Source organism: Pseudomonas sp. S1(2024) (assembly GCF_046557535.1).
The window spans coordinates 1-26,996 of the sequence record NZ_JBKGFP010000072.1 but is presented as its reverse complement, the minus strand read 5'-3'; the positions used below and the strand labels follow the sequence as shown (position 1 = coordinate 26,996).

The 26,996-nt window shown below is 61.6% G+C and carries 26 protein-coding genes; 2 read left to right on the top strand and 24 right to left on the bottom strand.

From position 1 onward, the window contains the following. Nucleotides 1-53: 53 nt before the first annotated feature. The 24 genes from fliG to flgB all read right to left on the bottom strand — a co-directional run bounded on the left by fliG (nt 54) and on the right by flgB (nt 25,940). Nucleotides 54-1,073 carry a flagellar motor switch protein FliG gene (fliG, locus tag ACLCGK_RS20170; protein WP_013973604.1) on the bottom strand — a complete coding sequence of 340 codons (1,020 nt, stop codon included), beginning with the start codon at nt 1,071-1,073 and terminating at the stop codon, nt 54-56. After that, the gene (gene fliF, locus ACLCGK_RS20165) at nt 1,066-2,844 is read right to left on the bottom strand and encodes a flagellar basal-body MS-ring/collar protein FliF (RefSeq protein WP_013973605.1); all 1,779 of its coding nucleotides are present in this window, start codon (nt 2,842-2,844) and stop codon (nt 1,066-1,068) included. Before fliF ends, fliG begins: the two co-directional genes overlap by 8 nt. Nucleotides 2,845-2,859: 15 nt before the next feature. Next, nucleotides 2,860-3,192, bottom strand: coding sequence for a flagellar hook-basal body complex protein FliE (gene fliE / locus ACLCGK_RS20160; RefSeq protein ID WP_013973606.1), 333 nt, complete (start codon nt 3,190-3,192; stop codon nt 2,860-2,862). A gap of 219 nt (nt 3,193-3,411) precedes the next feature. Then, nucleotides 3,412-4,767 (bottom strand): sigma-54-dependent transcriptional regulator, encoded by a 1,356-nt coding sequence (locus ACLCGK_RS20155; RefSeq protein WP_169774812.1) that lies wholly within the window; start codon nt 4,765-4,767, stop codon nt 3,412-3,414. Beyond that, nucleotides 4,767-5,984: a sensor histidine kinase gene (locus tag ACLCGK_RS20150; protein WP_256667751.1), complete on the bottom strand. Its 1,218-nt coding sequence runs from the start codon at nt 5,982-5,984 to the stop codon at nt 4,767-4,769. The genes ACLCGK_RS20155 and ACLCGK_RS20150 overlap by 1 nt, the downstream gene beginning before the upstream one ends. A gap of 210 nt (nt 5,985-6,194) precedes the next feature. Next, nucleotides 6,195-7,670 (bottom strand): transcriptional regulator FleQ, encoded by a 1,476-nt coding sequence (gene fleQ, locus ACLCGK_RS20145; protein ID WP_015271222.1) that lies wholly within the window; start codon nt 7,668-7,670, stop codon nt 6,195-6,197. Nucleotides 7,671-7,837: 167 nt separating this feature from the next. Then, entirely contained in the window at nt 7,838-8,131 is a 294-nt protein-coding gene (locus ACLCGK_RS20140) for a flagellar protein FliT (RefSeq protein WP_410952756.1), read from the bottom strand. A gap of 19 nt (nt 8,132-8,150) precedes the next feature. Then, nucleotides 8,151-8,546: a flagellar export chaperone FliS gene (gene fliS / locus ACLCGK_RS20135; protein ID WP_330142708.1), complete on the bottom strand. Its 396-nt coding sequence runs from the start codon at nt 8,544-8,546 to the stop codon at nt 8,151-8,153. Between the two features lie 81 nt (nt 8,547-8,627). After that, complete coding sequence (fliD, locus tag ACLCGK_RS20130) at nt 8,628-9,986, bottom strand: flagellar filament capping protein FliD (protein ID WP_410952755.1); 1,359 nt, start codon at nt 9,984-9,986, stop codon at nt 8,628-8,630. An 82-nt stretch (nt 9,987-10,068) separates the two neighbouring features. Next, nucleotides 10,069-10,413, bottom strand: a complete 345-nt coding sequence (locus ACLCGK_RS20125) for a flagellar protein FlaG (RefSeq protein WP_410952754.1) — start codon at nt 10,411-10,413, stop codon at nt 10,069-10,071. Between the two features lie 74 nt (nt 10,414-10,487). After that, entirely contained in the window at nt 10,488-12,551 is a 2,064-nt protein-coding gene (locus ACLCGK_RS20120; protein ID WP_410952753.1) for a flagellin hook IN motif-containing protein, read from the bottom strand. A gap of 411 nt (nt 12,552-12,962) precedes the next feature. Further along, nucleotides 12,963-13,892: a ketoacyl-ACP synthase III gene (locus ACLCGK_RS20115; protein WP_025340093.1), complete on the bottom strand. Its 930-nt coding sequence runs from the start codon at nt 13,890-13,892 to the stop codon at nt 12,963-12,965. Between the two features lie 494 nt (nt 13,893-14,386). Further along, entirely contained in the window at nt 14,387-15,952 is a 1,566-nt protein-coding gene (locus ACLCGK_RS20110; RefSeq protein ID WP_410952752.1) for a flagellar hook-associated protein 3, read from the bottom strand. Nucleotides 15,953-15,965: 13 nt separating this feature from the next. Next, complete coding sequence (flgK, locus tag ACLCGK_RS20105; protein WP_410952751.1) at nt 15,966-18,008, bottom strand: flagellar hook-associated protein FlgK; 2,043 nt, start codon at nt 18,006-18,008, stop codon at nt 15,966-15,968. A 12-nt stretch (nt 18,009-18,020) separates the two neighbouring features. After that, a complete protein-coding gene (gene flgJ / locus ACLCGK_RS20100) occupies nt 18,021-19,175 on the bottom strand; it encodes a flagellar assembly peptidoglycan hydrolase FlgJ (protein WP_410952750.1) in 1,155 nt (384 codons plus the stop codon). Between the two features lie 11 nt (nt 19,176-19,186). Further along, on the bottom strand, nt 19,187-20,296 hold the full coding sequence (locus ACLCGK_RS20095; protein ID WP_015271237.1) for a flagellar basal body P-ring protein FlgI: 1,110 nt from the start codon (nt 20,294-20,296) through the stop codon (nt 19,187-19,189). 12 nt (nt 20,297-20,308) lie between these two features. After that, the gene (gene flgH, locus ACLCGK_RS20090) at nt 20,309-21,004 is read right to left on the bottom strand and encodes a flagellar basal body L-ring protein FlgH (RefSeq protein ID WP_013973620.1); all 696 of its coding nucleotides are present in this window, start codon (nt 21,002-21,004) and stop codon (nt 20,309-20,311) included. Nucleotides 21,005-21,054: 50 nt separating this feature from the next. Next, nucleotides 21,055-21,840, bottom strand: a complete 786-nt coding sequence (gene flgG, locus ACLCGK_RS20085; protein WP_013973621.1) for a flagellar basal-body rod protein FlgG — start codon at nt 21,838-21,840, stop codon at nt 21,055-21,057. Between the two features lie 47 nt (nt 21,841-21,887). Further along, nucleotides 21,888-22,628, bottom strand: coding sequence for a flagellar basal-body rod protein FlgF (gene flgF, locus ACLCGK_RS20080; protein WP_013973622.1), 741 nt, complete (start codon nt 22,626-22,628; stop codon nt 21,888-21,890). Nucleotides 22,629-22,787: 159 nt separating this feature from the next. Further along, nucleotides 22,788-22,958: a hypothetical protein gene (locus ACLCGK_RS20075; protein WP_013973623.1), complete on the bottom strand. Its 171-nt coding sequence runs from the start codon at nt 22,956-22,958 to the stop codon at nt 22,788-22,790. A gap of 60 nt (nt 22,959-23,018) precedes the next feature. Continuing rightward, the gene (gene flgE, locus ACLCGK_RS20070; protein ID WP_023661398.1) at nt 23,019-24,341 is read right to left on the bottom strand and encodes a flagellar hook protein FlgE; all 1,323 of its coding nucleotides are present in this window, start codon (nt 24,339-24,341) and stop codon (nt 23,019-23,021) included. A 28-nt stretch (nt 24,342-24,369) separates the two neighbouring features. Next, nucleotides 24,370-25,071, bottom strand: coding sequence for a flagellar hook assembly protein FlgD (flgD, locus tag ACLCGK_RS20065; protein ID WP_397461289.1), 702 nt, complete (start codon nt 25,069-25,071; stop codon nt 24,370-24,372). Nucleotides 25,072-25,083: 12 nt separating this feature from the next. Continuing rightward, complete coding sequence (gene flgC, locus ACLCGK_RS20060; RefSeq protein WP_025340101.1) at nt 25,084-25,527, bottom strand: flagellar basal body rod protein FlgC; 444 nt, start codon at nt 25,525-25,527, stop codon at nt 25,084-25,086. A 2-nt stretch (nt 25,528-25,529) separates the two neighbouring features. Continuing rightward, on the bottom strand, nt 25,530-25,940 hold the full coding sequence (gene flgB / locus ACLCGK_RS20055; protein WP_023661397.1) for a flagellar basal body rod protein FlgB: 411 nt from the start codon (nt 25,938-25,940) through the stop codon (nt 25,530-25,532). 114 nt (nt 25,941-26,054) lie between these two features. On the opposite strand from flgB, the gene ACLCGK_RS20050 reads away from it, so the two are divergent. After that, nucleotides 26,055-26,258 (top strand): hypothetical protein, encoded by a 204-nt coding sequence (locus tag ACLCGK_RS20050; protein WP_410952749.1) that lies wholly within the window; start codon nt 26,055-26,057, stop codon nt 26,256-26,258. 67 nt (nt 26,259-26,325) lie between these two features. Next, nucleotides 26,326-26,996: DUF6861 domain-containing protein (locus ACLCGK_RS20045; protein WP_410952014.1), on the top strand; the 671-nt coding region annotated here is incomplete at its 3' end.

The following is a 26,996-nucleotide window of genomic DNA, read 5'->3' as shown; positions in this document are numbered from 1 at the left end:
GCTTCGCGGGCACGCCCGCTCCCACAGGGTCAACGGTGGGTTCACCATCAGTGTCAGATCATTTCCTCGGCACCCTTGCCGCCGAGCACGATCTCGCCGGCCTCGGCCATGCGGCGGGCGATGGTGAGGATTTCCTTCTGCGCCGTTTCCACGTCGCTGACCCGCACCGGCCCCTTGGCCTCCAGGTCGTCGCGCAACAGCTCCGAGGCACGTTTGGACATGTTCTTGAAGATCTTGTCCTTGACCCGCTCGTCGGCGCCCTTGAGCGATACCACCAGCACGTCGGACGAGACTTCGCGCAGCAGCGCCTGGATGCCACGGTCGTCGACATCGGCCAGGTTGTTGAAGACGAACATCAGGTCTTCGATCTGCTCCGACAGGTCGCTGTCGATCTCGCGGATCGCGTCCATCAGCGCACCTTCCACCGAGCTGTCGAGGAAGTTCATGATGTCGGCGGCGCGCTTGATGCCACCCAAGGTGGTACGTGCCGCATTGGAATTGCCCGAGAACTGCTTCTCGAGGATCTGGTTCAGCTCCTTCAACGCCGCCGGTTGCACAGTGTTCAGCGACGACACGCGCAGGACGATGTCCAGGCGCACCTTGTGGTCGAAGTTGCTCAACACTTCGCCGGCCTGGTCGGGGTCGAGGTAGGCGACCACGATGGCCTGGATCTGCGGGTGCTCGTAGCGGATCACATCGGCAACGGCGCGCGGCTCCATCCACTTGAGGCTGTCCAGGCCACTGGTGTTGCCACCGAGCAGGATGCGGTCGACCAGGCCGTTGGCCTTGTCCTCGCCCAGCGCCTGGTTGAGCATCTTGCGGATGTAGGCATCGGAGCCCACGCCCAGGCTGGTCTGGTCGCCGACGATTTCGACGAACTCGCTCATCACCTGCTCGACCTGGTCACGGTGCACATTGCCCATCTGGGCCATGGCCACACCCACCCGCTGTACTTCCTTTGGCCCCATGTGCCGCAGCACCTGGGCCGCGTCGGTCTCGCCCAAAGAAAGCAGGAGGATTGCCGCCTTGTCGACGCGGCTCAGCTTGGCGGTAACGGCTCGGTTGTCACTCATCGGCGTTGATCCACTCTTTCACGACCTGGGCAACGCGGCCCGGGTCTTCGGCCACCAGGCCTTTGATTGCGTTGAGCTGTGCCTCGTAACCCTCGCTGGGGCTAGGCAGCAGAATGCTTGTCGGGCCACCCAGAGTGACGCGGTCGTTGGCCAGTTCGCCATCCAGACCCATCATGCCGCCCAGCTCCATGTCGCTGTCCGGGGCAGCCTGCTTGCCGCCCCCTGTAATATTGTTCAGCACCGGCCGCAACACACCGAATACCAGTACCAGGATGAACACCACGCCCAGCACCTGCTTGACGATGTCCCAGAACCACGGCTGCTGGTAGAAGGCGATGTCGGCGATCTCTTCGCCACGGTCGGCGGCGAACGGCACGTTGATCACCGTCACACTGTCGCCACGGCTGGCATCGAAGCCGACCGCGTCCTGTACCAGGCGCGTGAAGCGTGCCAGGTCCTCGGCGCCCCAAGGCGCACGGGTGGTGTCGCCGGTGGCCGGGTCGATCTTGACCTGATCGTCCACCACTACCGCCACCGACAGGCGGGTCATGCGCCCCTGCTGCTGGCGGGTATGGCTGATGGAGCGGTCGAGCTCGAAGTTCTTGGTACTCTGCTGACGTTTATCCGACGGATACGGCGCAAGCATAGGCTGGCCGGTGGCCGGGTCCATGATCTGCTGACCATTGGCATCCACCAGCGGCTGGCCTGGCTGGATGGCAGCAGCCGGCGTGGCGGCGCCACCGGTTGTCTGCGGTGCCGATGCAGCGCCTGGCGGCTGGTTGCTCAGCGCGCCAGGCACGCCTTGCGGGCCTTGGCTGCTGGCACGTTGTTCATCGACCGATTGCTCGCTGCGCAGCGCCGGCTGGTCGGGGTTGAACTGCTCGGAGGTGGACTCGACCGCGCTGAAGTCCAGGTCGGCAGACACTTCGGCCTTGTAGCGGTCATTGCCCAGCACCGGCTGCAGGATGTTGTGTACCCGCTGGGTGAGCATGCTTTCTACCCGGCGGCTGTAGTCGAACTGCTTGCCTGCCTGGGTCAGGGCGGTGTCCTGGATCTGCTCGGACAGCAGGTTGCCCTTCTGGTCGACTACTGTGACCTGGGACTTGTCCAGTTCCGGCACGCTGGTGGCGACCAGGTTGACGATGGCCATCACCTGCCCGGCTTCCAGGGCACGGCCCGGGTACAGTTCGACCAGTACCGAGGCGCTGGGCTTGCGTTCGTCACGCACGAACACCGAGCTTTTCGGGATGGCCAGGTGCACGCGCGCGCCCTTGACGTTGTTCAGGCTGGACACGGTACGCGCAAGTTCGCCTTCCAGGCTGCGACGGTAACGGGTGGCTTCCATGAACTGGCTGGTGCCCAGGCCCTGCTCCTTGTCGAGCAGCTCGAAACCGACGTTGCCATCGCTTGGCGCCACCCCGGCGGCCGCCAGTTTCAGGCGCGCACGGGAGAGGTCGTCGGCCTTGACCAGCAGAGCCCCGGAGTTGGGCTCGACGTTGTAGGGGATGTCGGCGGCGGCCAGGGTATCCATGACCTGCTTGGTGTCCATGCCGGCCAGGCTGCCGTACAGCGGACGGTAATCGGGTTGTTGCGACCACAGCACCACGGCAAAGCCGATCGCCACGCTGGCGGCCAGGCCGACCATGAGGCCGATCTGACGCAGCATGGGCATCTGCGCGATGTTTTCCAGAAACGCCATGCCGAACAGCGGCGGCTTGGCCGCGGGCGGGCCGCTCTTGGCAGGGGCGTTGTCGACGACTGCTTCAGCCATGGTTTACGTCCGTCCTCAAACCGGCATCTGCATGATGTCCTGGTACGCCTGGACCAGCTTGTTGCGTACCTGGGTCAGGGCCTGCATCGACACGCTGGCCTTTTGCGAAGCGATCATCACGTCGGTCAGGTCGACGCCACTCTTGCCGATCTCGAAAGCGTTGGCCAGTTGGGTCGAAGCCTGCTGAGTCTCATGCACCTTGCCGATGGCCTGGCCGAGCATGTCGGCAAAGGTACTCTGCCCCGGCGCCAGCTCGGGGGCGGCGGCCACCTTGGGCAGCGACATGGCATCGGCCTGCATGGCCCGCATGTCCAACATCAGACGATTGAATTCAACACCTTGGCTCATGACCCTTCTCTCTCCTGCGGCCGCATTTTTTTGACAGTGATGCGGCGGATAGCCAACCTAAAGCAACAAAGGTGCCAGCCTTGGCGAGCAACGCGATCCCTGTGGGAGCGGGCGCGCCCGCGAACACCGGCACAGCCGGTGCCAGCCATCGCGTCGAATTCTTCGCGGGCACGCCCGCTCCCACACGGGGACCGCGCCAGCAGCGGTATATATTGCCCGTCAGCCGAACAGGCTGGCCTCGACGTCAAACCCGGCATCGCGCATCTGCGCCAGCTTGTAGCGCAAGGTACGCGGGCTTATCCCCAGGCGTTCGGCCGCCTCCTTGCGGCGGCCGCGCTCGGCTCGCAGGGTGTCGATGATCATCTGGTACTCATGACGACGCATGTCATCGCCCAGCCCGCCAGCCTCGGCCACCACCTCGAGTGATGGCTCTGTGCCGGCTGACAATGGAATGGCGCCCGCCAGACAGAAATCCGCCGCCTCGATCACCCCACCCTGCTGCAGGATCAACGCCCGCTGCAGGGCATTGTCCAGTTCGCGTACGTTGCCCGGCCAGGCGTACGCCTGCAGGCAGTCTTGTGCCTGGGGCGACAGGCGCACCGGGGCATGCTTCATCTTGGCCACGTGGCGCGCCAACAAGCGCTCGGCCAGTTGCAGGATGTCACCCGGGCGTTCGCGCAGCGGGCGCCAGGCCAGAGGGAACACCGACAGGCGATAGTACAGGTCTTCACGAAAACGCCCGGCAGCCACTTCGCCAGCCAGGTCACGGTTGGTGGTGGCCAGCACACGGATATCCAGGCTGATCGGCTTGCGCCCGCCGACCCGCTCCACCTCGCGCTCCTGCAGCACGCGCAAAAGCTTGGCCTGCAAAGCCATCGGCATTTCCGAGATTTCATCGAGCAGCAAGGTGCCACCCTCGGCCTGCTCGAACTTGCCGACCTGGGCGGCAATGGCGCCAGTGAAGGCGCCCTTCTCGTGGCCGAACAGGGTGGCCTCGAGCATGTTGTCGGGGATGGCCGCACAGTTGATCGCCACGAAGGGTTGAGCCGCGCGCGCCGACTGTTGGTGGATATAGCGCGCCAGCACTTCCTTGCCGGTGCCGGACTCGCCCGAAATCAGCACGGTCGAGTCACTGCGCGCCACGCGGGCGGCCAGCTCCAGCAACTGTCGGCTGGCTGGCTCGCAAGCCACCGGGCCTTCTTCTTCAGCCACGCGCCCGGCGGCATGCCGCTCGACCAGGCTGAGCAATGCCTTGGGCTCGAACGGCTTGACCAGATAGTCGGCAGCCCCTTGGCGCATCGCCTCGACGGCGCGCTCCACCGCGGCATGCGCAGTCATCAGCAACACGGGCAGTTGCGGTTGCTGGCGGCGCAGCTGGGCCAGCAGTTGGTGCCCATCCATGCCAGGCATGTTCACATCGCTGACCACCAGGCTGAAGGCCTCCTCCAGCACTGCTTCCAACGCTTCTTCGGCACTGCCTACCGCCTGGTAGGCGAAACCGCCGATTTCCAGGGTATCGCCCAGTGCCTGGCGCAATACACGGTCGTCCTCGACCAGCAGCACCTTGATCGTCATTACATGCCCTCCGCCAGCTGCCCACCGATCAACGGCAGCTCCACCCACACACAGGTGCCACGGCCAACCTTGGAGCGCAGGCGCAGCGTACCTTGGTGCGCACGCACCACGGCCTTGACCACGGCCAAGCCCAAGCCGGTGCCAGTGGCCTTGGTGGTCAGGAACGGCTCGCCCAGGCGACCGAGCAGGTCGGCATCTATGCCACTGCCGGCGTCGCTTACACACAGGTGCAGGCTGCGCTCGCGGCGGAACAGGTGCACCTTCAGGCGCGCCGGGCCGTCGCTGGCTTGCAGCGCATTTTCGATCAGGTTGAGCAATGCACCAATCAAGGTGTCCCGGTTGCACAGCAGCTCACCCAGGTGGCTGTCGCACTGCCAGCGCACGGCGTGCCCTTGCACATGCGCCTGGGCAGCCTGCTGCAGAGCCTGGAACAGGGCTTTTGGCGTGACTCGATCACCCAGCGGCAGCTCGCCACGAGCGAATACCAACATGTCGCGGACCTGATGCTCCAGCTCGTGCAGGCGCTCCTTCAGGGTGCCGGCAAAGCGCTGGCGGGTTTCCGCGCCCAGGTCTTGTTCGGGGTCAGCCAGGTGGCTGGCATAGAGCATTGCCGCCGACAGCGGGGTGCGGATCTGGTGCGCCAGCGAGGCAACCATGCGCCCCAGCGACGACAGACGCTCGTGGCGAGCCAATTGGTCCTGCAGGCGACGGGTTTCGGTCAGGTCGTTGAGCAACACCAATTGGCCAGGTTCGGCATCCAGCGAGCGAGTGGCAATGGACAGGCGGCGGCCATCGCGCAGCGAGACTTCGTGACCGTCATCCTTGCGTGGGGCAAAGCTGCGGGCGATCACCTGGCGCCACAGCTGGCCGACCAGCGGCTCGCCGAGCAATTCGCAGGCTGCCGGGTTGGCTTCGCGTACCAGGCCCTGGCCATCGATCACGATCACCCCGCCGGGCAGCAGGTCCAACAGGTTTTGCAGGCGGTTGGCCAGGCGTTCCTTTTCGCTCAGTTCATCGATGCGCTGGGCGCTGACCACCGCCAGCTCGCCCTTGAGCTCGCTGACCCGGGCCTCCAGCAGGCTGTAGGACTGACTCAACTGGCTGGACACCTGATTGAACAGGGCGAAGGCCTGCTCGACACCCTGGCGACTGTCCTGCTCGATCGGGGTTTGCCCCTGCGGATCGGGGGCTCGGATTACGTGGGCGGCCTGGGGCATCTTGCTCTCTCGCGTGGCTGACCGTCATAAAAACGGTGTGTTACCAGCGGTGTAGCAATAGCCGTGCCGGAGATAGGGATTTGGGTTGGCTGTGCCGGCCCCTTCGCGGGTGAACCCGCTCCTACAGGGATATCATCGAATCAAGCTGTGCATCGTTCCTGTGGGGGCGGGCGTGCCCGCGAAGAGGCCGGTACAGACAACCGCCAGGCGTCAATCCTCCGCCTGCTCCTCGCCGCCCTGGCGGCTCATGCCATACTTGCGCATCTTCTCGACCAAGGTGGTGCGGCGAATGCGCAAACGTTCAGCTGCGCGCGCAACGATACCGTTGGCATCGTCCAGCGCCTGCTGGATCAGGCCCTGCTCCAGGCTGCCCAGGTAATCCTTCAGGTCCAGGCCTTCAGGTGGCAGCATGGCGTGGTTGCTGAAGTTCGGCGTATGGCCGTTGATCGCCACGCGCTCTTCCAGGTCGCTGCGCAGGCTGTCGACCATCTGCTCGTCTTCGTCATCGACGTAACGGAATTTCTTCGGCAGCTCGGAAACGCCAATCACCCCGTACGGGTGCATGATCGCCATGCGCTCGACCAGGTTGGCCAGCTCACGTACGTTGCCCGGCCAGCCGTGGCGACACAGCGACATGATCGACGCGGAGTTGAAGCGGATGGACCCGCGCTTCTCGTGCTCCATGCGCGAGATCAGCTCATTCATCAGCAGCGGGATGTCTTCCACCCGCTCACGCAGCGGCGCCATCTCGATGGGGAACACGTTCAGGCGGTAGTACAGGTCTTCGCGGAACGTACCCTCCTCGATCATGGTCTCGAGGTTCTTGTGGGTCGCGGCAATGATGCGCACATCGATGCTCTGGGTCTTGTTGCTGCCCACGCGCTCGAAAGTACGCTCCTGCAGCACGCGCAACAGCTTGACCTGCATCGGCAACGGCATGTCGCCGATTTCGTCAAGGAACAGGGTACCGCCGTTGGCCAGCTCGAAGCGCCCGGCACGGCTGGTGATCGCCCCGGTGAAGGCGCCCTTCTCGTGGCCGAACAGTTCGCTTTCCAGCAGCTCGGCCGGGATCGCACCGCAGTTGACCGGCACGAACGGCGCTTCGCGGCGTTTGGAATGGTAGTGCAGGTTGCGCGCGACCACTTCCTTGCCGGTGCCGGACTCACCCAGGATCAGCACGCTGGCATCGGTATCGGCCACTTGCTGCATCATCTGCCGCACGTGCTGAATGGCACGGCTGGTGCCGACCAGGCTGCGGAACAGGTTGGGTTCGCGCTGGCGACCACGCTCGCGCGCCTGGTCGTACATCTCGCGATAGACCTGGGCACGGTGCAGCGAATCCAGCAGCTGGCTGTAGCTTGGCGGCATTTCCAGGTTGGAAAGCACCCGGCGGCGAAGGTCTTCCGGGAACTCCGCAGAAGAAATTTCACCTAAAAGCAGAACCGGAAGGAACTCATCCCACCCAGTCACTGTCTTAACGAGCCCAAGCACACTGCCCGGGGCATTTACAGTGCCGATAAGCACGCACAGCACTTCGCGACTCGAAGACAACGGCTCGACCACTTGCTGCCAGTCCTGGCTGGAGCAAGCGAGGTTTTCTTCGCCGAGGAAGTTAAGCACCACCGCCAGGTCGCGGCGGCGTGCGCTGTCGTCGTCGATCAGCAGAATCTTGGTTTCACGCCACATGCAATAGCAACTTCCCTAGTCATATCGGCGCCCGAGGGCGTGCTCGACATCATTCCGACTGAATGGTCAGTGTTCGGACGTCTGAAATTCGAAAACAGCCACTAGTAAAGTCAAAAACTTAAAGGCAGTCAAATTTATGGCGCCGAAGCGTTGCATTCTGGCCAGCTTCAGCTGAACAGATGGTATACCTTTGTGGCGTGTTTCGCTTGGTTGATATTCGACATTTGCGTGACCAAGGATTGACGCTCGTCACTTGCAACGTCGATTAGCTGACGATAAACCGCCATCAACGCTTCCAGATTAGCCCGCACGGCGGCTTCATCTCCCCGCCCCTCCTGCAGCACTTCATCCATCAGCGCCCGACACGCCAGGTCGAGCTCACCAATGGCCGCCCAGTCGCGCGCTTGCAGGGCCTGGCTCAGGGCCAGACGGGTATCTTCGATTTTCTGCAACGCGCTCATAGGGAGTGTCCTCAGGGTGTTATTGCTCGGCGGAGGCGATGGCGTCCCAGCCGCTTTTCACAGTGATCATCAGCTGTGCGACTTCATCGATAATTGCCGGGTCGCTGTGCAGGTTGGCCTGGGTCAGACGACGAGCCATGTAGTCGTAAAGGCTGTCGAGGCGGTCCAGTTCGTCCGGGTTGTCGGTCTTTTCCTTGTCCAGGCCTTCACGCAGACCGCCGATGATGTCGATGGCCTTGCCCAGCATCACCCCTTTCTGCGCCACGTCGCCGCGCGCGATCGCCCCTTTGGCCTGAGCCATGCGATCGAGCGAGCCTTCCATCAACATCTGCACTAGGCGGTGCGGAGTGGCTTCGGAAATCTGAGCGTGTGAATTGACCTTCTGGTACTGACGAAGGGCTCTCATTGGGTGCATGGGAAATCCTCTTTGAACGGGGCTACACAGGGCTACATACCTAAGTGATCGGCTTGACCCCAAAGATCTTTAATACGACCATCAGTCGTCGTTATTGGCCTTGTTCATCGCATTCAGGGTCGCCATCACGCTGGAGCTAGTGGCATTGAGCTTGGCGACGAGAGTATCCATCGCGTTGTATTTAGCTGTCAGCGCGGCAGTCAACGTCTCAATACGACGATCGAGCGCCTCTTGCTGCTTGGTGAGCTCAGTTAAGTTGTCGTTGAGGTTCTTTGTCCGCGTTGCCAAGATCCCAGTCGTGCCAGTGTAAGCATCCGTGGCCGCAGTCATGCGTTTGATCAAGCCCTTGTCACCGGTGAACACCGCCGCGATATCGGCTGCACCCTTGGCGACCGCCTTGTCCCACTTGGTGTCGTCCAGCACCAGCAGGCCCGTCTGCTGATCGGTATTGATACCCATCTGCGAAAGCATAGAGATGCTTCCCGACCCGGTGCTCTTCACCAGTTCGTTCCGCACTGTCGAGACCAAGGCACGCATCGTCGCATCCCCGGTCAGCGCTCCGGAGGTGGTAGTGCTAGCATCGCCAGTGGCCGTGACTTTTGTCTGCGTGTTGATTGCCGTGATCAAGGCGTTATAGGCACTGACAAAAGATTGCACTGAAGTTTTCAGCGTACTGGCATTGGTCGCAACGCTGAGTCTTGACTTACCTTCAGCCAACAATTCGAAGTTGACGCCACTGATTGCGCCAGTGACAGTATTACTCTTGGACTCAAGCTCCAGGCCGTCAACTGTGTATTTTGCATTTTGAGCCGGCGCGCCGGGCGTGGCATTCTGGACGAGGGTGGAGTCACCGCTCAATGTGATATCGGAGCCTTCGCCGGTCGTCGAAGAACTCATTACCAGCCGTGAGCCCTTGGCATCCGTCAGGATGTTGGCGTTGATGCCTTGTGAGCCCAGTTGTTTATTTATCAGGTCGCGAACCTGCTGCAGGGTCGCCCCATCCGGAATCGTGACATTGTAGTCTGCAGAGGACTGCGAAATGGTCAAGGTCTGGGGATCACCGCTATTGTTCACGACGGAAGAAACTCCGCCGGCGAAAACATCAGTTGTGATCTTCGAAGAGGTGGCGAGCTGAGTGACTTCCAACGCGTAGTTACCCGCAGAAGCGGACGCGGTCACGGTTGCCCTGGCGACTTTTTCATCGGAAGACGTACCCGCAAGCCCTGTGAAAGAGGTGGATGTATTCAGCTTGGCAATCGCAGAGCGGAAGGTATCCAATGCATTCTTAATCATGCCAACAGCAGACACTTGTGTGGTATTCGTCTTCTGTTGAGTAGTGATCTGCAGTTGCTTGGGCGCCTTTTCGGCATCGGCCAGAGCCTTGACAATCGACTGGGTATCAACGCCGGAACCGATACCACTGACTGTTGTACTTGCCATTGCTTATATCCCTAATCAGCGAATGCCAATAGCTTGACGATGAATGAGCGAGACAAAGTCTGTCTCAAGACTCATGCCAACATCACACATTGTCATCAAGTAAAAAACCATTACCCTCCGCCAGACTGCGAGCCAGGCTCAGGGCTGCTTCACTTGGAAGCTGTCGAATGACTTCGCCACTGCCAGTGGCAATAACCTTGACCACCAGGGTGCCCGTTGAATCGTCCACGGAAAAATCCAACTGACGCTGCGAAGCTTTGACATATTCTTGTATGTCGCTGACCGCTTTCTCGAGTTCCGGCCGCTGGACTTCCCTGGTCGGCATGCCGGGCAGCTCAGCATTCAATTTGCTCAATGGCTGCGCACTACTGGCTTCTTGAGCGGTGGGCGCAGAGAGAACAGAGCTCAGCTTGACACTCATATCCATGATGCTTGCCTCATAGAATCAGAAAACGAAAGGGTACGTTGCCGCACCCTTTCGCGATTCATCACAGACTCAAATTAGCCGAGCAGCTTCAGTACCGAAGATGGCAGCTGGTTCGCCTGCGACAGGATAGCGGTGGAAGCTTGCTGCAGGGTTTGCTGCTTGCTCAGCTCCGCGGTTTCGGCAGCGAAGTCGGCATCCTGGATACGGCTACGGGCTGCGGTGGAGTTTTCCGAGATTGACTGCAGGTTGGCAACAGTGCTGTCGAAACGGTTCTGCACTGCACCCAGCTGGGAACGCTGAGAGTCAAGCGATTGCATGGCACCGTCCAGAACCTGGATGGCCTGCTGCGCACTTTGCGCATCCAGGATGTTCAGGTTGGAAACGGTAGATTCCATCTCGACGGCAGAGGTCGTGCCTGCAACAGCAGTCAGCCCCAGCGCGGCCAGACCGGTACCATTGCTGCCATCAGCAACGGTGATGTCCTGGTCCGCGAACAGCGACAGAGTGCTGCTGCCGGCATTAACCACAACGCTCGCGTTGACACCGGTGCTAGCGGCGTTGATGGAGGCTGCGATGCTATCCATGTCATCGCCCTTCTTGAACTTGACTTCTACGCCGTTCAGAGAGATGGAGGTATCAGCAACCAAACCAGCCTTGGTGGTGCCCGAGTTCAGACCTACGGCAGCCAGCGCCCCTTGGCCAGTCACGCCAGAGCCATTGTCCAGCTTAATGTCCTGGCCATTGGCAGAAGTCAGCACCAGGCGACCGTTATCATTTTTGGCAGTGACACCAGTCAGGGCAGTACCCGAACCGACAGCGCCTGCACCATTGTTGTTGATGTTGTCAACGATCGCATCCAGGTCATCGCCTTGAGCGAAGTTGAAGGTAGTGCCATTGATATCGATCGAAGCAGCCGACGCCAGACCAGTAGTCTGAGGCGCTATGGCAACAGAACCTGCAGTCAGACCCAGGCCAGCCAAGGTACCCGCAGCACCACTTACGTCGAAACCAGCAGCCGAGTTCAGTTTCAGTTGCCCAGTGGCACTGTCAATGGAAGCTGTTACACCAGTCGTGCCGGTTTGAGCATTAACCTTGCCGACTACCGAAGACAGGGTGTCAGTCGCAACTAATGCAATGTTGGTAGAGCCGAGCGTCAGGTTACCGGCACCACCGGCACCCAATACGCCATCACGCAGGTTGGCAGTACCGGTTTTCGACAGCTGCGCACCACCGGCCTCCGCCAGGCCCAAGGCAGTGCTCAAGACGTCATCAGTGCTGGCATCGATGGTGAATGCTTGGGTGCCGTCGAGCTTCAGCGCACCGGTGGAACTGTCGATGCTTGCGGTAACACCGGTATTGCTGGTTTGTAGGTTGATGTTGTCAACCACGTCCTGCAGGGTGTCGCCTGCCGCAGCCGCGATGGTGGTGGTGGTGGTACCAACGTTCAGCACCAAGTTACCGGCAGCAGCACCGATGGTCGGCTTATCAAATACGCCTGCGCCTGCAGTACCCACAACAGAAGCAGAAGTGCTGCCGGCATTGTTGGTGCCGAACTTACCGGCCGCACCGGTAACGCTGGCTTGCAGGGTAGCAACGCCGCCGGCGACACTGGCTTCGTTGTAGTTACCCTTCATCGCGGTAGCGCTTACATCTTTCATGCCGAACGAAATGCTTTCGTTGGAGTTTGCGCCAACTTGGAAGCTGCTGCCAGAGAAGGTTCCATCCAGCAGGTTACGACCACCGAAGGTGGTGGTGTTAGCAATACGGGTGAGCTCGCCCGACAGAGCGGTAAACTCCTGCTGCATGGAGGCACGGTCGTCATCGCTGTTCGAACCGTTCGCCGATTGCAGGGCCAGTTCGCGCATACGCTGCATGATGTTGCCGGAAGTCGCCATGGCGCCTTCAGCAGTTTGCGCTATGGAGATACCATCGTTGGCGTTCTTGACCGCAACGCTCAGGCCTTTGATTTGAGTGGTCAGACGATTGGAGATCTGCAGGCCAGCGGCGTCGTCTTTGGCACTGTTGATTTTCAGGCCAGAGGACAGACGACCCATGGTGGTGCCCAAGGCGTCGGACGACTTGTTCAGGTTCTTCTGAACACTCATGGAGGTGATGTTTGTGTTAACGGTCAAAGCCATGACGAATTCCTCGTTGTATGGATACTGCGGCTTCCGGCCCTGGCGACAGCCGGGTGTGGCCTAGAGAACCTTCGTAATAGTTATCGTCGGGTGTGCGGGTTGCTTGAGGGCGTTTTTGAAAAAAAAATGCTGGCATGGGGCCAGCCCTGAGAAATCAAGGGGTTAGGGGCAGTTTATTGGCGTCAAAAACTGTGCGGGAGTAGGCCAAATGCCATATCAGGAGCATCACCCTGCCCTGTGGGAGCGGGCGCGCCCGCGAAGAAGGCAACGCGATGGATGGCACCGGCTTCGCCGGTGTTCGCGGGCATGCCCGCTCCCACAGAAACCGCGTGACGGCCTCGATTTTCTTTCGAGCATTAAAAAAGCGCCGGGCGGTGGCCGCCGGGCGCTTTTTCTGGACTGCTGGGGGGATCAGTCGCGGTACAGGATGGCCGAGCCCCACGACAGGCCCACGCCAAAGCCGCTGATCGCCACGCGCTTCCAGCTACCGTCGAGCATGTGCTTCTGCAGCAGCAGCGGCACACTGGAGGAAACGGTATTGCCGGTTTCCAGCATGTCTTTCACGAACTTTTCCGGGTGGTCCTCTTCGAAACGCCGGGCCACGGCATCGACAATCGCCGCACTGCCCTGGTGGATGCAGAAGGCGTCGATATCCGACGACTTCAGACCACTGGCATCCAGCAGTTCGTGCAGATGCGCCGGCACCTTGACCAGGGCAAAGTTGAACACCTGGCGGCCGTTCATGAAGAACTTGCCATCACTCACCTTGAGGTGCTCGGCACCGGAACCGTCGGTACCGAAGCGCGCCTGGCCCAGGTTCCAGACCGCGTTTTCACCCATCCAGGTAGCCGTGGCGGCATCACCGAACAACATGGTGGTGTTGCGGTCTTCCGGGTCGACGATCTTCGAATACGGGTCGGCGGTGATCAGCAGGCCGTTCTTCAGCCCCGCCGCTTCCATGAAGCCCTTGATGGCATACAAGCCGTACACGTAGCCGGAGCAGCCCAGCGACACGTCGAACGCCGCCACGCGGGTAGACAGGCCGAGCTTGCTCTGGACGATGGCGGCAGTGTGCGGCAGGCCTTCTTCGTCACCGTTCTGGGTGACCACGATCAGCGCATCGATCGATTGCGGGTCGAGGTCGGGATTGCTTGCGAACAGCGCCTGGGCGGCTTCCACGCACAGGTCCGAGGTTTCCTGCTCGGCGGCCTTGCGCGGCAGGAACGATGCGCCGATCTTGCCAAACATGAACTCTTCGTCCTTGCCGAACTTCGCACCCTGAACATAGTTGTCCAGGCCAGCGGTGGGCACGTAACTCGCGATGCTTTTGATGCCAATCATTCTGGCTTCCCAATGAAAACAGCCAAAGACCACCACTCGATGAATTGAGGGCGCCAAATACCGGAACGTCACCGCTGGGGGTTGAAGGCAGTGCTCGCCTGCGCACCGGTAACAAAATGCTGCAACAGCTGTTGCATAGAATACAGGGAAGATGACCGTTTTGACTCATTGGTCACATTGAAATGCTACGAAAGCCGTGTGGAAGGTGTGGGGGACTTGGGGAATTCGGGGAGTGACCGAACAGACACAACACCTGCGGGGTAGCTTCTGACGCGTAAGTCAGCAAAAAGCATCCACAAGTAAGTGGGATCCTGAAACCTGATCGACACCTGTGGGAGCGGGTTCACCCGCGAAGCAGGCGACGCGGTGGATGGCACCGGCTGCGCCGGTGTTCGCGGGTAAACCCGCTCCCACAGGGATCGCGCCAGCTTCCAGAAATTGAGCAGGGCAGCAGCGCCCACTAGGGCGAGCGCTCCAGCCTGCCAGGCGCCCGATCAGATCTTGTCGAACAGGCTCAGCTGTGAAATACGCGCAAACGCCAGCTGCGAGGCTTCGAGCATGGCCTGCTGCAGCGTCAGCTGGATGGTCGCCGAAGCCATGTCGGTATCGCCGATAGCGCTTTGCGTGCTTTTGTTGGCCAAGCCCAGGCTTTCGTTCTCCTGCGCCTGAATTTCCAGCGAGTTGGCCCGTGCACCGATGGAGCCACGGGTAATGTCGATGCTGTCACGGGCACTGGCCAGGTTGGAGATCGCCGAGTCGGTGGCAGTTTTCAGCGCAGCCTGCGCCTCTGGCGAGTCAAGGGGCTTTTCCAGGGCACTGCGCAGCTGACCCAGGGTGTCCAGCACGTTCTGTGAGCGGTGGGTATTGGCATTGACCGAGAACTGGTCACCCTGGGCTGGTGCGCTGTCAAACTGGTAGGTAACGCCGGCCACCGTGATCGCATTGCCCGCTCCTAGTGTACCGGAGGCAATAGGCTTGCTATCGGCAGAGTACGGCTGCGCATACAGCGAATACTCCGTATCACTGGTGAAGCGGATCACCGCACCGTTGCTCGGGAAGGTGCTGCGGTAGGCATCAGGGTCAGTGATACTGGTACCGGTTACCTGCGCGGTCGATGGGTTACCAGCGCTGCGGGTGGCAGCCAGGGTGTCTGGCTTGGCTTCGAGGGTGAAAACGTGGCCCGCCACCACGGCGTCGGCATCATCGCCCTCCGCCAGGTTCAGGTTGATTTCGAAGTCGACGCCCCGCAGCGAAATCATCTTGCCGCCTTCGGTGTTGACGTCGAACTTGCCCTTGCCCGCCGTTTCGGTGGTGATGTCGTTGCCGGCTGCGTCCTTCACGCTGTACTCGGTGGCACTGGTGAATGTGACGGTATAAGGCTGGCCAGCAGCAAACTGGTTGCTGTAGGTGGTGGCCGACGTCAGCAGGCCGCCAGAGAGCAGCACCTTGCCATCATCCGGCGACGGTGCCACCAGGTTCGACTGGGTGCGGCTGTTGTTGGTGGCCTGGTCGAAAATGCTGTAGCCGGTGTCGTTGGTCGCCAGGCGCAGGGTGTCGGACACCTGCAGGCTCAGCTGGGTCTGGTCGCCCTGGTAGCTGTAGGTGCCGTCGGCGTTGCGCACATAGGGTGGGGTCGACGACTTGGAGCCGCCGAACATGTAGTCGCCGTTGGCGTCGCGAGAGTTCAGCAGACCGAAGACGTTGGCTTCGATTTCCTTGATCTCACTGGCAATCGAGGTACGGTCGGCATCGCTCAGGCCACCGTTGCCGGCCTGGATCGCCAACTCGCTGGCGCGCTGCAGGGCATCGTTGATGGTCGACAGCACGCTCTCTTCCTGCAACAGGGCGTTCTTGACTGTGGTCATGTTGCCGCTGTACTGGTCCAGCAAGGCGCTCTGTTGCTGCAACACCAGCAGGCGCGCAGCGCCGACCGGGTCGTCGCCGGCCGACTGGATGCGCGACTTGGAGGTAACCTGTTCGGTGATCTTGGCCAGGTTGGAGTAGTTCTGCGAGTAGCCGGTGGCGCTGGTCTCGTAGAACTGAGCAGTGGAAATGCGCACGGTAGTCTACTCCTTACAAGGCGTTGATCAGGGTGCTGAAGGTTTCTTGCGCCGCCTTGATGATCTGCGACGACGCCGTGTAGTAGTGCTGGAACTTCACCAGGCTGGCCGCCTCATCATCGAGGTTGACGCCCGACACCGCACTTCGGCTTTCGGCGGCGGACTTGAACACCGCCTGGGTCGCCGTGGTATCGATGGCGGCCTGGCTGGCCTTGGCCCCTACCCGCTCGACCAGCGAGGCATAGGCCGAGGTGAAGCTGGTGCCGGTGCCGGAGTTGGTGCCCACGGTCGACTTGGTCTGCAGGTCCAGCAGTGCGTTGGCGTTGCGGTTGTCGGCCTTGCCGTCGGCATTGAACGACAGGGTGAAGCTGTCGTTGGTAGCCGGGCTGCCGCCAATGGTGGTTTCCACGGCAAAGGTACTCGGATTGCCGCTGCCATCGAGAATCGGGTTACCGGACGCATCACGCATCGGCACGGCGATCGACAGCTTGTTGTCCTGCCCTGGCACCACGCTGCCGGTACCAATCTGGGTGCCCTTGGCATCGTACAGCTTGTAGCCCTGGGAGCCGCCACTGGCCGCGTCGAACACCACGCGCACCGGCATCGAGTCGCGAATCGATTGCTGGATCAGCGCAGTGTCGGCCCCACCGTAGATGTCCAGTGATTCGCCCAGCGTCGGCTGGGTGATGGTGCCGGTACCACTGTTGCCGCTGCCCGCCGTGGCACTGATCGGCCCGGCAAAAGCCAGCTTGTTGGCATCGGTGAGGGTGGTGGTGATGCTACCGGCTGCCGAACGGGTGGGGATCACCTTGAAGCTGTCCCCAGCCGCCAGGCCGCCGCCATTCAGCGACAGGCTGAAGCCGTCGATCACTGGTGCCGGGTCGGCGCTGAGGTCGAAGGTGCCCATGTCGGTGCCGTCGGAGCGGCGCACGCTGTACTGATTGGCGCTAGTGAACTTCACCTCGTAGTCGTAGGTGCTCAGCGCGCCACTGTCGGCAATGGTCACGTTGAGGTTGCCAGAGCCGGAGCTGTTGTTCGACGAGGCCAGGCTGCGCTGGGCAACGGCGGTGGCACTGTTGATGCTGGAGAACAGCGAGCTGCCGAACTGGCCGTTTGCATCCAGGCCCTGGCCCAACTGGCTGTTGATGCTGTCGGCAACCACCAGGGCGACCCGACCGAGCTCGTTCATCGATGGTGTCAGCACATCCTGGCGATAGCGCAAAAGGCCGCCGATGGTGCCACCAGTGATCACCGAGGTCACATCGGAGCTGAACGATTCATAGTTGATGCGCAGGCTGGCCTGGCTCTTGTCGGCGGTACCCGGCTGTACCGACAGGGTGTTGGCCTTGTTGCCGGTGACCAGCGACTGGCCACTGCCCAGGTAGACGTCGTAGTTGCCGTCACGCTCCTGCACCGTTACACCGACCAGCTCGTTGAGCTGGCGCACGGCTTCGCTGCGTGCGTCCAGCAGGCTGTTGGGCGTGTTGCCGGTGCCGCTGGCCGCGGCGATCTGCTTGTTGTATTCGGCGATGCTGCCGGTGAGCTTGTTGACCTGCCCCGCCAGCGTATCGAGCTGGGAATTGATCACCTCGTTCTGCTGGTTCAGCTGGGTGGACACCGCGTTGAAGCGGTTGCTCAAGGTCTGCGCCTGGGTCAGCAGCAGCTGCCGCGAGGCAACATCACCAGGCTTGGCCGATGCGGTCTGCAGGGCCGAGAAGAATGCGGTAAGGACCGAACTGATGCCGGTGTCACGGTCGGCCAGCAGCTTGTCGACGCTGGTGATCTGGTCCTGGAAGGCGACCGAATCGGCCTGCAGCGAGGTGGCGGTCTGCAACTGGTTGTCCAGATAGGCGCTGTAGATGCGGCGCACATCCGACAGCGTGGTACCGGTGCCCAAAAAGCCCGCGCCGATGTTGTGCGAAGGGCCCGCTGCCTGGATCGTCTGCTGGCGCGAATAGCCACTGGTCGCAGCGTTGGCGATGTTGTTACTGGTGACCGACAATGCCGCCTGGCTGGCACTCAGGCCACTCAGGCCGATGGAAATCAGGCTCGACATGATTTAGTCCTTTTATAGATTCGTGGTTCTGCCAGCCATGGCGTATTGCGGGGTTGCTTGCATTTGCCGGGCAATGCTGATGATTTTTTTCGCATAGCCCGGGTCGGTCGCATAACCTGCCTTTTGCAGCTCTCTTGCAAACTGCTCAGGGTTATCGGCCGAATTCAGGGCATCTTGATAGCGGGAATTGCTCTGCAACAGGCTTACCAGGTCGTGGAAGCTGTCCTGGTATGAGTCGTAGCTGCGGAATGCAGCCGTTTCCTTGACGAACTGGCCGTCACGGAACTCGCTGGTGATCGCCCGCGCTTGCTCGCCCTGCCAGTTGCCGGTGGCCTTGATGCCGAACAGGTTGTGGCTGCTGCTGCCATCGGTATTGCGCATTACCGATTTGCCCCAGCCGGTTTCCAGAGCAGCCTGGGCCACCAGGTAGCGCGGGTCGATACCAATACGTTTGGCAGCCTGCTCGGCCATCGGCAGCATGGTGGCGACAAACTCGTCACTGTCGGCAAAGGCCTTGTTCGGGGCCAGTGGCGGTTGGGCCACGGCGCGGCCAAGTATGCGCAGGCCGTTGTCCGGCACGGCGAAGGCCTGGGCTACCTGCTGACCGTCACGGGCCGGCACGGCAGCGCTGTTAGCGGTGGCCGCCGACGGCACGATGCCGGCCAGCAGGCGGTCGGTGAGTTTGCTCGGCAACGCCAGTCGCCGCGCATTGAGCGCGGCAACATCGTTGCGGCCAGACGTCGAATCAGCGGCATGCGCCGGCTCCGCCACCTTGCTGCCCCACAATGCCGGGCCACTGGCATCGGCCCGTGGGAACGGGCTGGTGTTGATGGATGCACTGCGCCCCTTGGTCAGCTGGCGCACCAGCACATCCTGCAGGCCGATACCCCCACCTTCGCGGGACATGCTCACGGCCAGCTGCTGGTCGTACATGTCGCGGTACTGCTTCACCGTTTCGGTGTTCATCGGGTTGTCGTCGGCCAGCACGTCACTGGCCTTGCGCGAGGCCTTGAGCATTTCGCTGATGAACAGCGATTCGAACTCCTGGGCCACCTTGCGCACGTTGGCTTCGCTGTCGCGGTCACCCACCTTCAGCGAGCTGAGGCGGTTGAGGTCGGTGTAGGCGCCGCTGTCGACGCTGCCGGAAACCAAGCTTTTGCTGTTCATCCGCACCGTCCTCAGATCACGATCAGGTCGGCCTGCAAGGCGCCGGCCTGTTTCAGGGCTTCGAGGATGGCCATCAGGTCGCTGGGCGCTGCGCCCACCTGGTTCACCGCGCGGACGATTTCATCCAGCGTGGTACCCGGGCCGAACTTGAACATCGGCTTGGCTTCCTGCTCGGCATTGACCCGCGAGCGCGGCACCACGGCGGTCTGGCCGTTGGAGAACGGCCCCGGCTGGCTGACGATCGGGTCTTCGGTAATGGTCACGGTTAGGCTGCCGTGGGTCACCGCGGCCGGCGACACCTTGACGTTCTGGCCGATGACGATGGTGCCGGTACGCGAGTTGATGATGACCTTGGCGACCGCCTGGCCCGGGTCGATCTCGAGGTTCTCGAGGATCGACAGGTAGTCCACGCGCTGGCTAGGGTCCATCGGCGCAGTGACACGCACCGAACCGCCGTCCACGGCCTGGGCCACGCCCGGACCGAGCAGGTCGTTGACCTTGTCGACGATGCGCTTGGCGGTGGTGAAGTCGGGGCGGTTGAGGTTCAGGGTCAGGCTGTTGCCCTGGTTGAAGCCGCTCGGCACCGCACGCTCGACGGTAGCACCGCCAGGGATGCGACCGGCTGACGGAACGTTGACGGTGATCTTCGAACCGTCACGGCCCTCGGCATCGAAGCCGCCCACCACCAGGTTGCCCTGGGCCACGGCATAGACGTTGCCATCGATACCCTTGAGCGGGGTCATCAGCAGGCTGCCACCGCGCAGGCTCTTGGAGTTACCGATCGAGGACACGGTAATGTCCACCACCTGGCCTGGCTTGGCGAACGCTGGCAGGTCGGCATGCACCGACACTGCTGCAACGTTTTTCAGCTGCACGTTACCGGAGCCGGCCGGCACCTTGATGCCGAACTGCGACAGCATGTTGTTGAAGGTCTGCAGGGTGAATGGCGTCTGGGTGGTCTGGTCACCCGTGCCGTTGAGCCCCACCACCAGGCCGTAACCGATCAGCTGGTTGGAGCGCACGCCAGAAATGCTGGCGATGTCCTTCAGGCGCTCGGCCTGGGCGCCAAAAGCACAGGACAGGAGCAGGGTTGCGGCAATCAGCTGCCTCACGTTGAACATGGTCATCCGTACTCAGAAAGGCCAAAGCGGGCTGATGAAGAAGCGGTCCAGCCACCCGGGCTGGCTGGCATCGGCGAACGAGCCGGTACCGGAATAGGTGATGCGCGCGTCGGCCACACGGGTGGACGGCACGGTGTTGTCGGTGGCGATGTCGTCGGCGCGGATCATGCCGGCAATGCGCACCAGCTCTTCGCCGGTGTTCAGGGTCAGCCACTTCTCTCCGCGCACGGCGATGATGCCGTTGGGCAGCACTTCGGCCACGGTCACGGTGATGGAACCGGTCAGGGTGTTGCCCTGGGTGGCCTTGCTGTCGCCCTTGGTGGCGCGCTCGCCGCTGTAGCCGGCCTCCAGCGACAGGTCACCGCTGCCGAACGGGTTGTTGGTGCTCGGCGTGCTGCCGAACAATGACGTCAGGCCGATGTTGGCGTTGCTGTTTTTCTGAATCTGCGAGCCGGCGTTCTTGCTGGCCGATGTGCGCTCGTTGAGGGTGATGGTGATGATGTCACCCACCCGGAACGCCTTGCGGTCGCTGTAAAGGTTCTGCTCGAAACCGGCCTGGTAGATCGAACCGTTGTTGGCCGCTGCCGGCAACGGGGTGCGCGGCAGTACCGGCGCGTAGTACGGGTCGTTGGGCTTGGGCGTCGGCGCGACGCAGCCTGCCAGCAACACCGCCCCCCCCAGGGCGAAAACGGACAACAGACGATTCATGACGCTTACCTCACGGGTGCAACGGAGTGACGGGGTTAGAGCTGCCTGCTTCAGAGCTGTTGAGTAACGAACGACAGCATCTGGTCAGCCGTGGAAATGACCTTGGAGTTCATCTCGTAGGCACGCTGGGTGGTGATCATGTTCACCAACTCTTCCACGGTGCTGACGTTGGAGTTTTCCAGGGTCTGCTGCAGGGTGGTGCCGAACCCGTTCAGGCCCGGGGTGCCAACCTGCGGCGCGCCACTGGCAGCGGTCTCGAGGAAAAGGTTGTCGCCAATCGCCTGCAGGCCCGCCGGGTTGATGAAGTCGGCGGTCTGGATGTTGCCGATCACCTGCGCAGCCGGATTGCCGGCGGTGGTGATCGACACGGTGCCGTCCTGGCCGACGGTGAAGGTCTGCGCGTCGTTCGGCACGACGATGGCAGGCTCCAGCGCGTAACCGTTGGCGGTGACGATCTGGCCGTCGGAGTTCAGGTGGAAGGTACCGTCACGGGTATACGAAACTGTGCCGTCCGGTTGCAGGATCTGGAAGAAGCCACGGCCGTTGACCGCCATGTCCAGCGGGTTTTCGGTGGTCTGCAGGCTGCCGGCAACGAAACTTTTCTGGGTGCCGACAATACGCACACCGGTACCGACCTGCAGGCCCGAGGGCAGCTCGCTATCCTGCGTAGACTGGGCGCCAGGCTGACGGCGGATCTGGTACAGCAGGTCCTGGAACTCGGCGCGGTCACGTTTGAAACCAGTGGTCGAAACGTTGGCCAGGTTGTTGGAAATGACCGTCAGGTTGGTGTCCTGGGCGGACAGGCCGGTTTTAGCGACCCAAAGAGCCGGAAGCATGTTGATTCTCCTCGTGCGCCTGTTTTACGGCACCCGTTCAAAAGTGATTAGCCGATTTGCAAAACCCGAGCCATGGCTTCGTCGCCTTCCTTGGCCGTATTCATCATCTTGACGTGCAGTTCGAACTGACGGGACAGCGCCAGCACCGAGGTCATTTCCTCGACGGCATTGACGTTGCTGCCTTCCAGGAAACCCGACACCACCCGCACGTTGACGTCGGCGTCGGCCGGCTGACCGTCGCGGGTATGGATCAAGCCGTCCAGGCCCTTGGTCAGGCCTTTGGTGTCTGGGTTGACCAGCTTGATGCGGTCGACCTCGGCCATCACCCGCGGGTCTTCACCCATGGAGCGAATGCTGATGGTGCCGTCGGCGCCCACTTCCACCTTCTGCTCCGGCGGAATGGCGATCGGGCCACCATTACCGATCACCGGCATGCCATTGCCGGCACGTAGCACGCCAAGGGCATCGATGTTCAAGCTGCCGGTACGCACGTAGGCTTCGCTGCCATCGGGCGCCTGCACGGCAATGAACCCCTTGCCGGTCACCGCCACATCCAGGTCGCGGCCGGTCTCGACCATTGGGCCCTCACTGAAGTCGGTGGCCGGGCGTTCGGTCATGGCAAAGGCGCGCGACGGAAAGCTGTCGCCGAACACCGGCATCGAACGTGCCTGCTCCAGGTCACGCTGGAAACCGTTGGTGGAAATGTTCGCCAGGTTGTTGGCGTGGGCCTTCTGCGCCAGCGCGTTCTGGCTGGCGCCGGTCATGGCCACATAAAGCAGTTTGTCCACAGCATCTCCTCTGCGCGTAGCTGCCGCGCTGTCACTGCGCAGGTCAAAGCAATAATCGAACCAACTCTGAAAGCCCTTGTTTACAGGGGGTTCAGCATAGTGAGGGGCAATAAACGTCAGTTTGTCGGCGGATGTTTGCCGCCTGCGGCAAGGGTTTGCTTAGAAGGTGCGGCAAGCGGCGTTGTTGTAGGGACCGGAATGGCGCACCCAGCCTTCGCCCGGACTGCTGGCCGAGCACATGTAGCGACCGGTGGCCAGGCTTTGCCATTGGTAGAACGGGGCGGGAGCGGCCGCGAGCGGCAGGGCCATGGTCAACAGGATTGTGAGCATTAGCCGTTTCATGCGTTGGGACCTCGAGAATTTGGGGCCGCTTTGCGGCCCCAATGACCATCAGGCCATCTGGATGATGGTCTGCATGATGGTGCTTTCGGTGGAGATGGTCTTGGCGTTGGCCTGATAGTTGCTCTGTGCCTTGATCAGGTTGACCAGCTCGCCGGTCAGGTCGACGTTGGAGTCTTCCAGCGCACCGCCACTGATCTGGCCAAGAGTACCCGTGTCCGGAGCGCCGATTACCGGCACACCCGAGGCGTAGGACTCTTGCCAGCTGGTACCGCCAATCGGCGTCAGGCCCTGCAGGTTGGCGAAGTTGGCGATGGCCACCTGGCCGATTACCTTGTCCTGGCCGTTGGTGAAGTTGGCGAACATGTTGCCGCTTTGATCGATGGTCAGGCCCGACAGCTCACCGGTAGCGAAGCCGTCCTGGCTCTTGGCGGTGGTGGCGCTTGCCGCGTTGTACTGAGTGGTGCCGAGCATGTCCAGGTTCACCCCGGCCAGGTTGGCAGTGGCGCCGTTCGGGCTCCATACGCCGGCAGCGTTCTTCTGCGCCGGGATCCAGTTGCCCAGGGTGAAGGTCTTGTCGGCAGCGATGGTCATGCCACCGGCTACCGGGCCTGCGGTCATGGCCGCGGTGTCCAGGGTGCCGTCAGACTTGAACGGCAGCTTGTTGGTCAGTGGCGTGGTCAAGGTCGGGTCGGCCGGGTTACGCCCATCGATGGTGGTGTACATGGTCCAGGAGTTGCTGCTGGCATCCTTGACGAAGTACTGGTTCAACTGGTGCGCGTTACCCTGGCTGTCGTACACGTCGGTGTTGAATGTGTAGTTGTAGCTGCCGGTATTGGTGGGATCGAACGGCGTCACGGCCGGCGCGGTGGCACTGGAGTTCAGGTTGACGTTCTCGGAGATTTTTCCGGTCGGATTGGGCGTCAGGTTCGAGGTATCGATCTGCAGGTTGGTCAGCACGCCCTGCATGATCTTGCCATTGGCATCCACTGCATAACCTTGCAGGTTGGCGCCCGACGAGTTGACCACGTAACCATCCTTGTCGCTGTAGAACGCACCGGCACGGGTGTAGATCTTCGAACCGCCGTCGCTCATCACGAAGAAGCCGTTGCCATCGATGGCCATGTCCAAGGCCTGACCGGTGCCGTTGATATTGCCCGGGGAGAACATCTGCGACACCGCAGCAGTCTTCACACCAGTGCCCACCACGGTCTTGCCGGCGCTGGTGCCGCGAATGGAGTTGGAATACTGGTCGGCGAATTCGGCACGCGACGATTTGAAGCCGGTGGTGGCAACGTTGGCAATGTTGTTGCCGGTAACGTTCAGGGCCTTGTTCGCTGCATAGAGGCCGCTAAGGCCGGTATTGAAAGACATGTGTAACTCCTGTCGTTTTGCTCAGGCCCTAGATGCCGATGCTTTGGATTTTGGAAAGCGCAACACTGCCCAGCCCAGCCAGGTTGAGCGTCATCTCCGAACCGTTGGTGCCCATGGTCACACTGGTGACCGAGGCCGGCAGGTTGGTGGTCATGGTGGTGGCCTTGCCATCGATCGAGGCGGTGGCCTTGAAGGTGTAGGCACCTGCTGCGACGGCTTCGCCGTCGTCATTCAGGCCATTCCAGGTAAAGTCGATCTTGCCGGCTTTCTGCGTACCCAGGTCGATGGTGCGCACCAGCTTGTCGTCCTTGTCGTAGATGCCCACCGAAGTGGCAGTACTGGACGACGTCAGATTGACCGTACCTTTCATTTCCTTGCTGGTGTCGACCAGAGCCTTGTTGGTCTCGACAATTACGTTGCGCCCGACCAGTGACGACGCCTGCAAGGCCTGGGATGACTGCAAACCGGCCGCGATACTGGTCACCGAATCATTCAGAGACTGCATGCTTTCGAGGCTGCTGAACTGCGCCAGCTGCGCCACGAACTCGCCGTTCTCCTGCGGGTCGAGCGGGTTCTGGTTCTTCATCTGGGTAACCAGCAACTGCAGGAATGCATCCTTGCCCAAGGCGCTGCCGGCGCTGCCTGTGCTGCTGTCGGTCTTCGACGTCTGCTTCTGCAGCGAGGTCAGGTACGCGCTACCGGCCTCGGTGGTGGAATTGGTGGTGGTCATGTCGGCTTCCTATCACTGCCCCAGGGTCAGGACTTTCTGCATCATGCTCTTGGCCGTATTCATCAGCTCGGCGTTGGTCTGGAACGCGCGGCTGGCGGAGATCATGTCAGCCATCTCTTCGACCACGTTGACGTTCGGGTAGTAGACGTAACCGTCCTTGTTCGCCGCTGGGTGGTTGGGCTCGTAACGGGCCTCCAGGTTGCTTTGATCCTCGACGATGCCTTTTACCTGCACGCCCTGCCCTGCCTCGCCCTGGTCTTCGAACAGCGACTGGCTACCGCCGGCCTGCGCGTCCTGGAAGGTGGTGGCGAACACCGGGTGGCGGGCGCGGTAGGTCTGGTCGATGCTCGAGGACACCGTCTCGGCGTTGGCGATGTTGGAAGCAACGGTGTTCAGGCGCGTGTTCTGCGCACTCATGCCGCTACCGGCAATGTTGAAGACACTGGAAAGGGACATGGTCATTCTCCCCGCAGGGCCGAAACCAGCCCTTTGAATTTACTGTTGAGCAAAGTGAAGCTGGCCTGGAAGCCGATGGCGTTTTCGGTGTAGTTCGATTGCTCGATCTGCGCGTCCACGGTGTTCTGGTCGATCGACGGCTGCGTTGGCGTGCGGTACTTGAGGGTATCGTCAACCATGGCCAGGCCCTCGGCCTCGATATGGCGGCTGTTGGTACGATCCAGGCTGAAACGGCCGCCGCTCTGCTGCTTGTCGCTCTCGGCAGCGAGCACCGAAGCGAAGTCCATGTCTCGCGCCTTGTAATTGGGCGTGTCGGCGTTGGCGATGTTGTTGGCCAGCACTTCGGCACGCTGGGCGCGGAAGCCCAGAGCCTTTTCGTGAATACCAAGCGCCTTGTCGAAGCTGATGCTCATGTCGGGGAAACCTTCGGAGGTTGACCGGAATATCGTTGGCCAAGGTGTAGCAAGGGCTGTGCCAAACAACCGAAAGCCCGGAAATACGGGCTTGCAGAGCGAGGTGCTGTCAGAGTGATGCCAGAAAAGCGGCAAAGGCCTTCCGCCTTCGGCCGCGAAAGCGGCAATTGCCGGGCGGCAGAAGCGGCAAAACAAAAATTTGACGTCAATGAGCAGCCATCACCACCAACCACGGACACCCGCCCCGCCCTCTCACAGCACATACACATGAACTTCGCCGAACATGCCGGGAATGAAGTCGCCTTTTCCTACAGCTGACTCAGAAACCTCCGATCCGAATCCATGATGGGATTTCCCCCTGTACACGCTGTCAGGGAGACACCTCATGTACCTGGATTACCTCGTGCCCTCCTGGCACGAGATCGAGTCACGTGTCATCGCCATGGTGGGCTACCAAAGCGGTGGCCAGTTCCGCACCAGCCTCAATGAAGAAGTCGCCTCGCTGGGCCTCAACCTGCGCCGTATAGAAGCTGTCCGCACAGCCTTCTACCACGCCGAATGGCAGGCGGCGCACATGCTGCGCCAGCGCTTCGCCGACCTTGACATCAACAGCATCGTCGACGAACTGCTGATGGTCGTACGGCAGATGGCGATGATCGTCGCCGGCAGCACCATTACCGGTGGCCTGATTGGTGCGGGGGTTGGCGCATTCGCCGGCGGCGCCGGAACCATTCCGTTCGCCGGCGCGGGCGCGGCCATGGGCCTCAAGGTCAGTGGCTGGATCCTCGGCGCGCTGGGGCTGGCCTCCATCGCCGAGTTCTTCATCGAGGGCTTGCCGCGTATCGGCGAGTACTACGTCGACGGCATTCGCTTCGCCTGGGAAGGCACCTGCGGCAATGAAGGCACGGGCCCGTTCTGCCGGGACGACCCCTATGCGATATCCCGGGCCACGCATCAGATTGCCCAAGGCCATGTGGAAGTCGTGTTGCTGTTGTTGGGGGCGATCGTGTCGTACCTCACCCGCGGCCGCGGCGATGCCCGGGTGCTGGCCCAGGA

Excerpts from the sequence above, each read along its gene's own strand:
- fliG (WP_013973604.1), bottom strand. The coding sequence starts at position 1,073 with ATGAGTGACAACCGAGCCGTTACCGCCAAGCTGAGCCGCGTCGACAAG.
- fliF (WP_013973605.1), bottom strand. The coding sequence starts at position 2,844 with ATGGCTGAAGCAGTCGTCGACAACGCCCCTGCCAAGAGCGGCCCGCCC.
- fliE (WP_013973606.1), bottom strand. The coding sequence starts at position 3,192 with ATGAGCCAAGGTGTTGAATTCAATCGTCTGATGTTGGACATGCGGGCC.
- ACLCGK_RS20155 (WP_169774812.1), bottom strand. The coding sequence starts at position 4,767 with ATGACGATCAAGGTGCTGCTGGTCGAGGACGACCGTGTATTGCGCCAG.
- ACLCGK_RS20150 (WP_256667751.1), bottom strand. The coding sequence starts at position 5,984 with ATGCCCCAGGCCGCCCACGTAATCCGAGCCCCCGATCCGCAGGGGCAA.
- fleQ (WP_015271222.1), bottom strand. The coding sequence starts at position 7,670 with ATGTGGCGTGAAACCAAGATTCTGCTGATCGACGACGACAGCGCACGC.
- ACLCGK_RS20140 (WP_410952756.1), bottom strand. The coding sequence starts at position 8,131 with ATGAGCGCGTTGCAGAAAATCGAAGATACCCGTCTGGCCCTGAGCCAG.
- fliS (WP_330142708.1), bottom strand. The coding sequence starts at position 8,546 with ATGCACCCAATGAGAGCCCTTCGTCAGTACCAGAAGGTCAATTCACAC.
- fliD (WP_410952755.1), bottom strand. The coding sequence starts at position 9,986 with ATGGCAAGTACAACAGTCAGTGGTATCGGTTCCGGCGTTGATACCCAG.
- ACLCGK_RS20125 (WP_410952754.1), bottom strand. The coding sequence starts at position 10,413 with ATGGATATGAGTGTCAAGCTGAGCTCTGTTCTCTCTGCGCCCACCGCT.
- ACLCGK_RS20120 (WP_410952753.1), bottom strand. The coding sequence starts at position 12,551 with ATGGCTTTGACCGTTAACACAAACATCACCTCCATGAGTGTTCAGAAG.
- ACLCGK_RS20115 (WP_025340093.1), bottom strand. The coding sequence starts at position 13,892 with ATGATTGGCATCAAAAGCATCGCGAGTTACGTGCCCACCGCTGGCCTG.
- flgK (WP_410952751.1), bottom strand. The coding sequence starts at position 18,008 with ATGTCGAGCCTGATTTCCATCGGCCTGAGTGGCCTGAGTGCCAGCCAG.
- flgJ (WP_410952750.1), bottom strand. The coding sequence starts at position 19,175 with ATGAACAGCAAAAGCTTGGTTTCCGGCAGCGTCGACAGCGGCGCCTAC.
- ACLCGK_RS20095 (WP_015271237.1), bottom strand. The coding sequence starts at position 20,296 with ATGTTCAACGTGAGGCAGCTGATTGCCGCAACCCTGCTCCTGTCCTGT.
- flgH (WP_013973620.1), bottom strand. The coding sequence starts at position 21,004 with ATGAATCGTCTGTTGTCCGTTTTCGCCCTGGGGGGGGCGGTGTTGCTG.
- flgG (WP_013973621.1), bottom strand. The coding sequence starts at position 21,840 with ATGCTTCCGGCTCTTTGGGTCGCTAAAACCGGCCTGTCCGCCCAGGAC.
- ACLCGK_RS20075 (WP_013973623.1), bottom strand. The coding sequence starts at position 22,958 with ATGCTCACAATCCTGTTGACCATGGCCCTGCCGCTCGCGGCCGCTCCC.
- flgE (WP_023661398.1), bottom strand. The coding sequence starts at position 24,341 with ATGTCTTTCAATACCGGCCTTAGCGGCCTCTATGCAGCGAACAAGGCC.
- flgD (WP_397461289.1), bottom strand. The coding sequence starts at position 25,071 with ATGACCACCACCAATTCCACCACCGAGGCCGGTAGCGCGTACCTGACC.
- flgC (WP_025340101.1), bottom strand. The coding sequence starts at position 25,527 with ATGTCCCTTTCCAGTGTCTTCAACATTGCCGGTAGCGGCATGAGTGCG.
- flgB (WP_023661397.1), bottom strand. The coding sequence starts at position 25,940 with ATGAGCATCAGCTTCGACAAGGCGCTTGGTATTCACGAAAAGGCTCTG.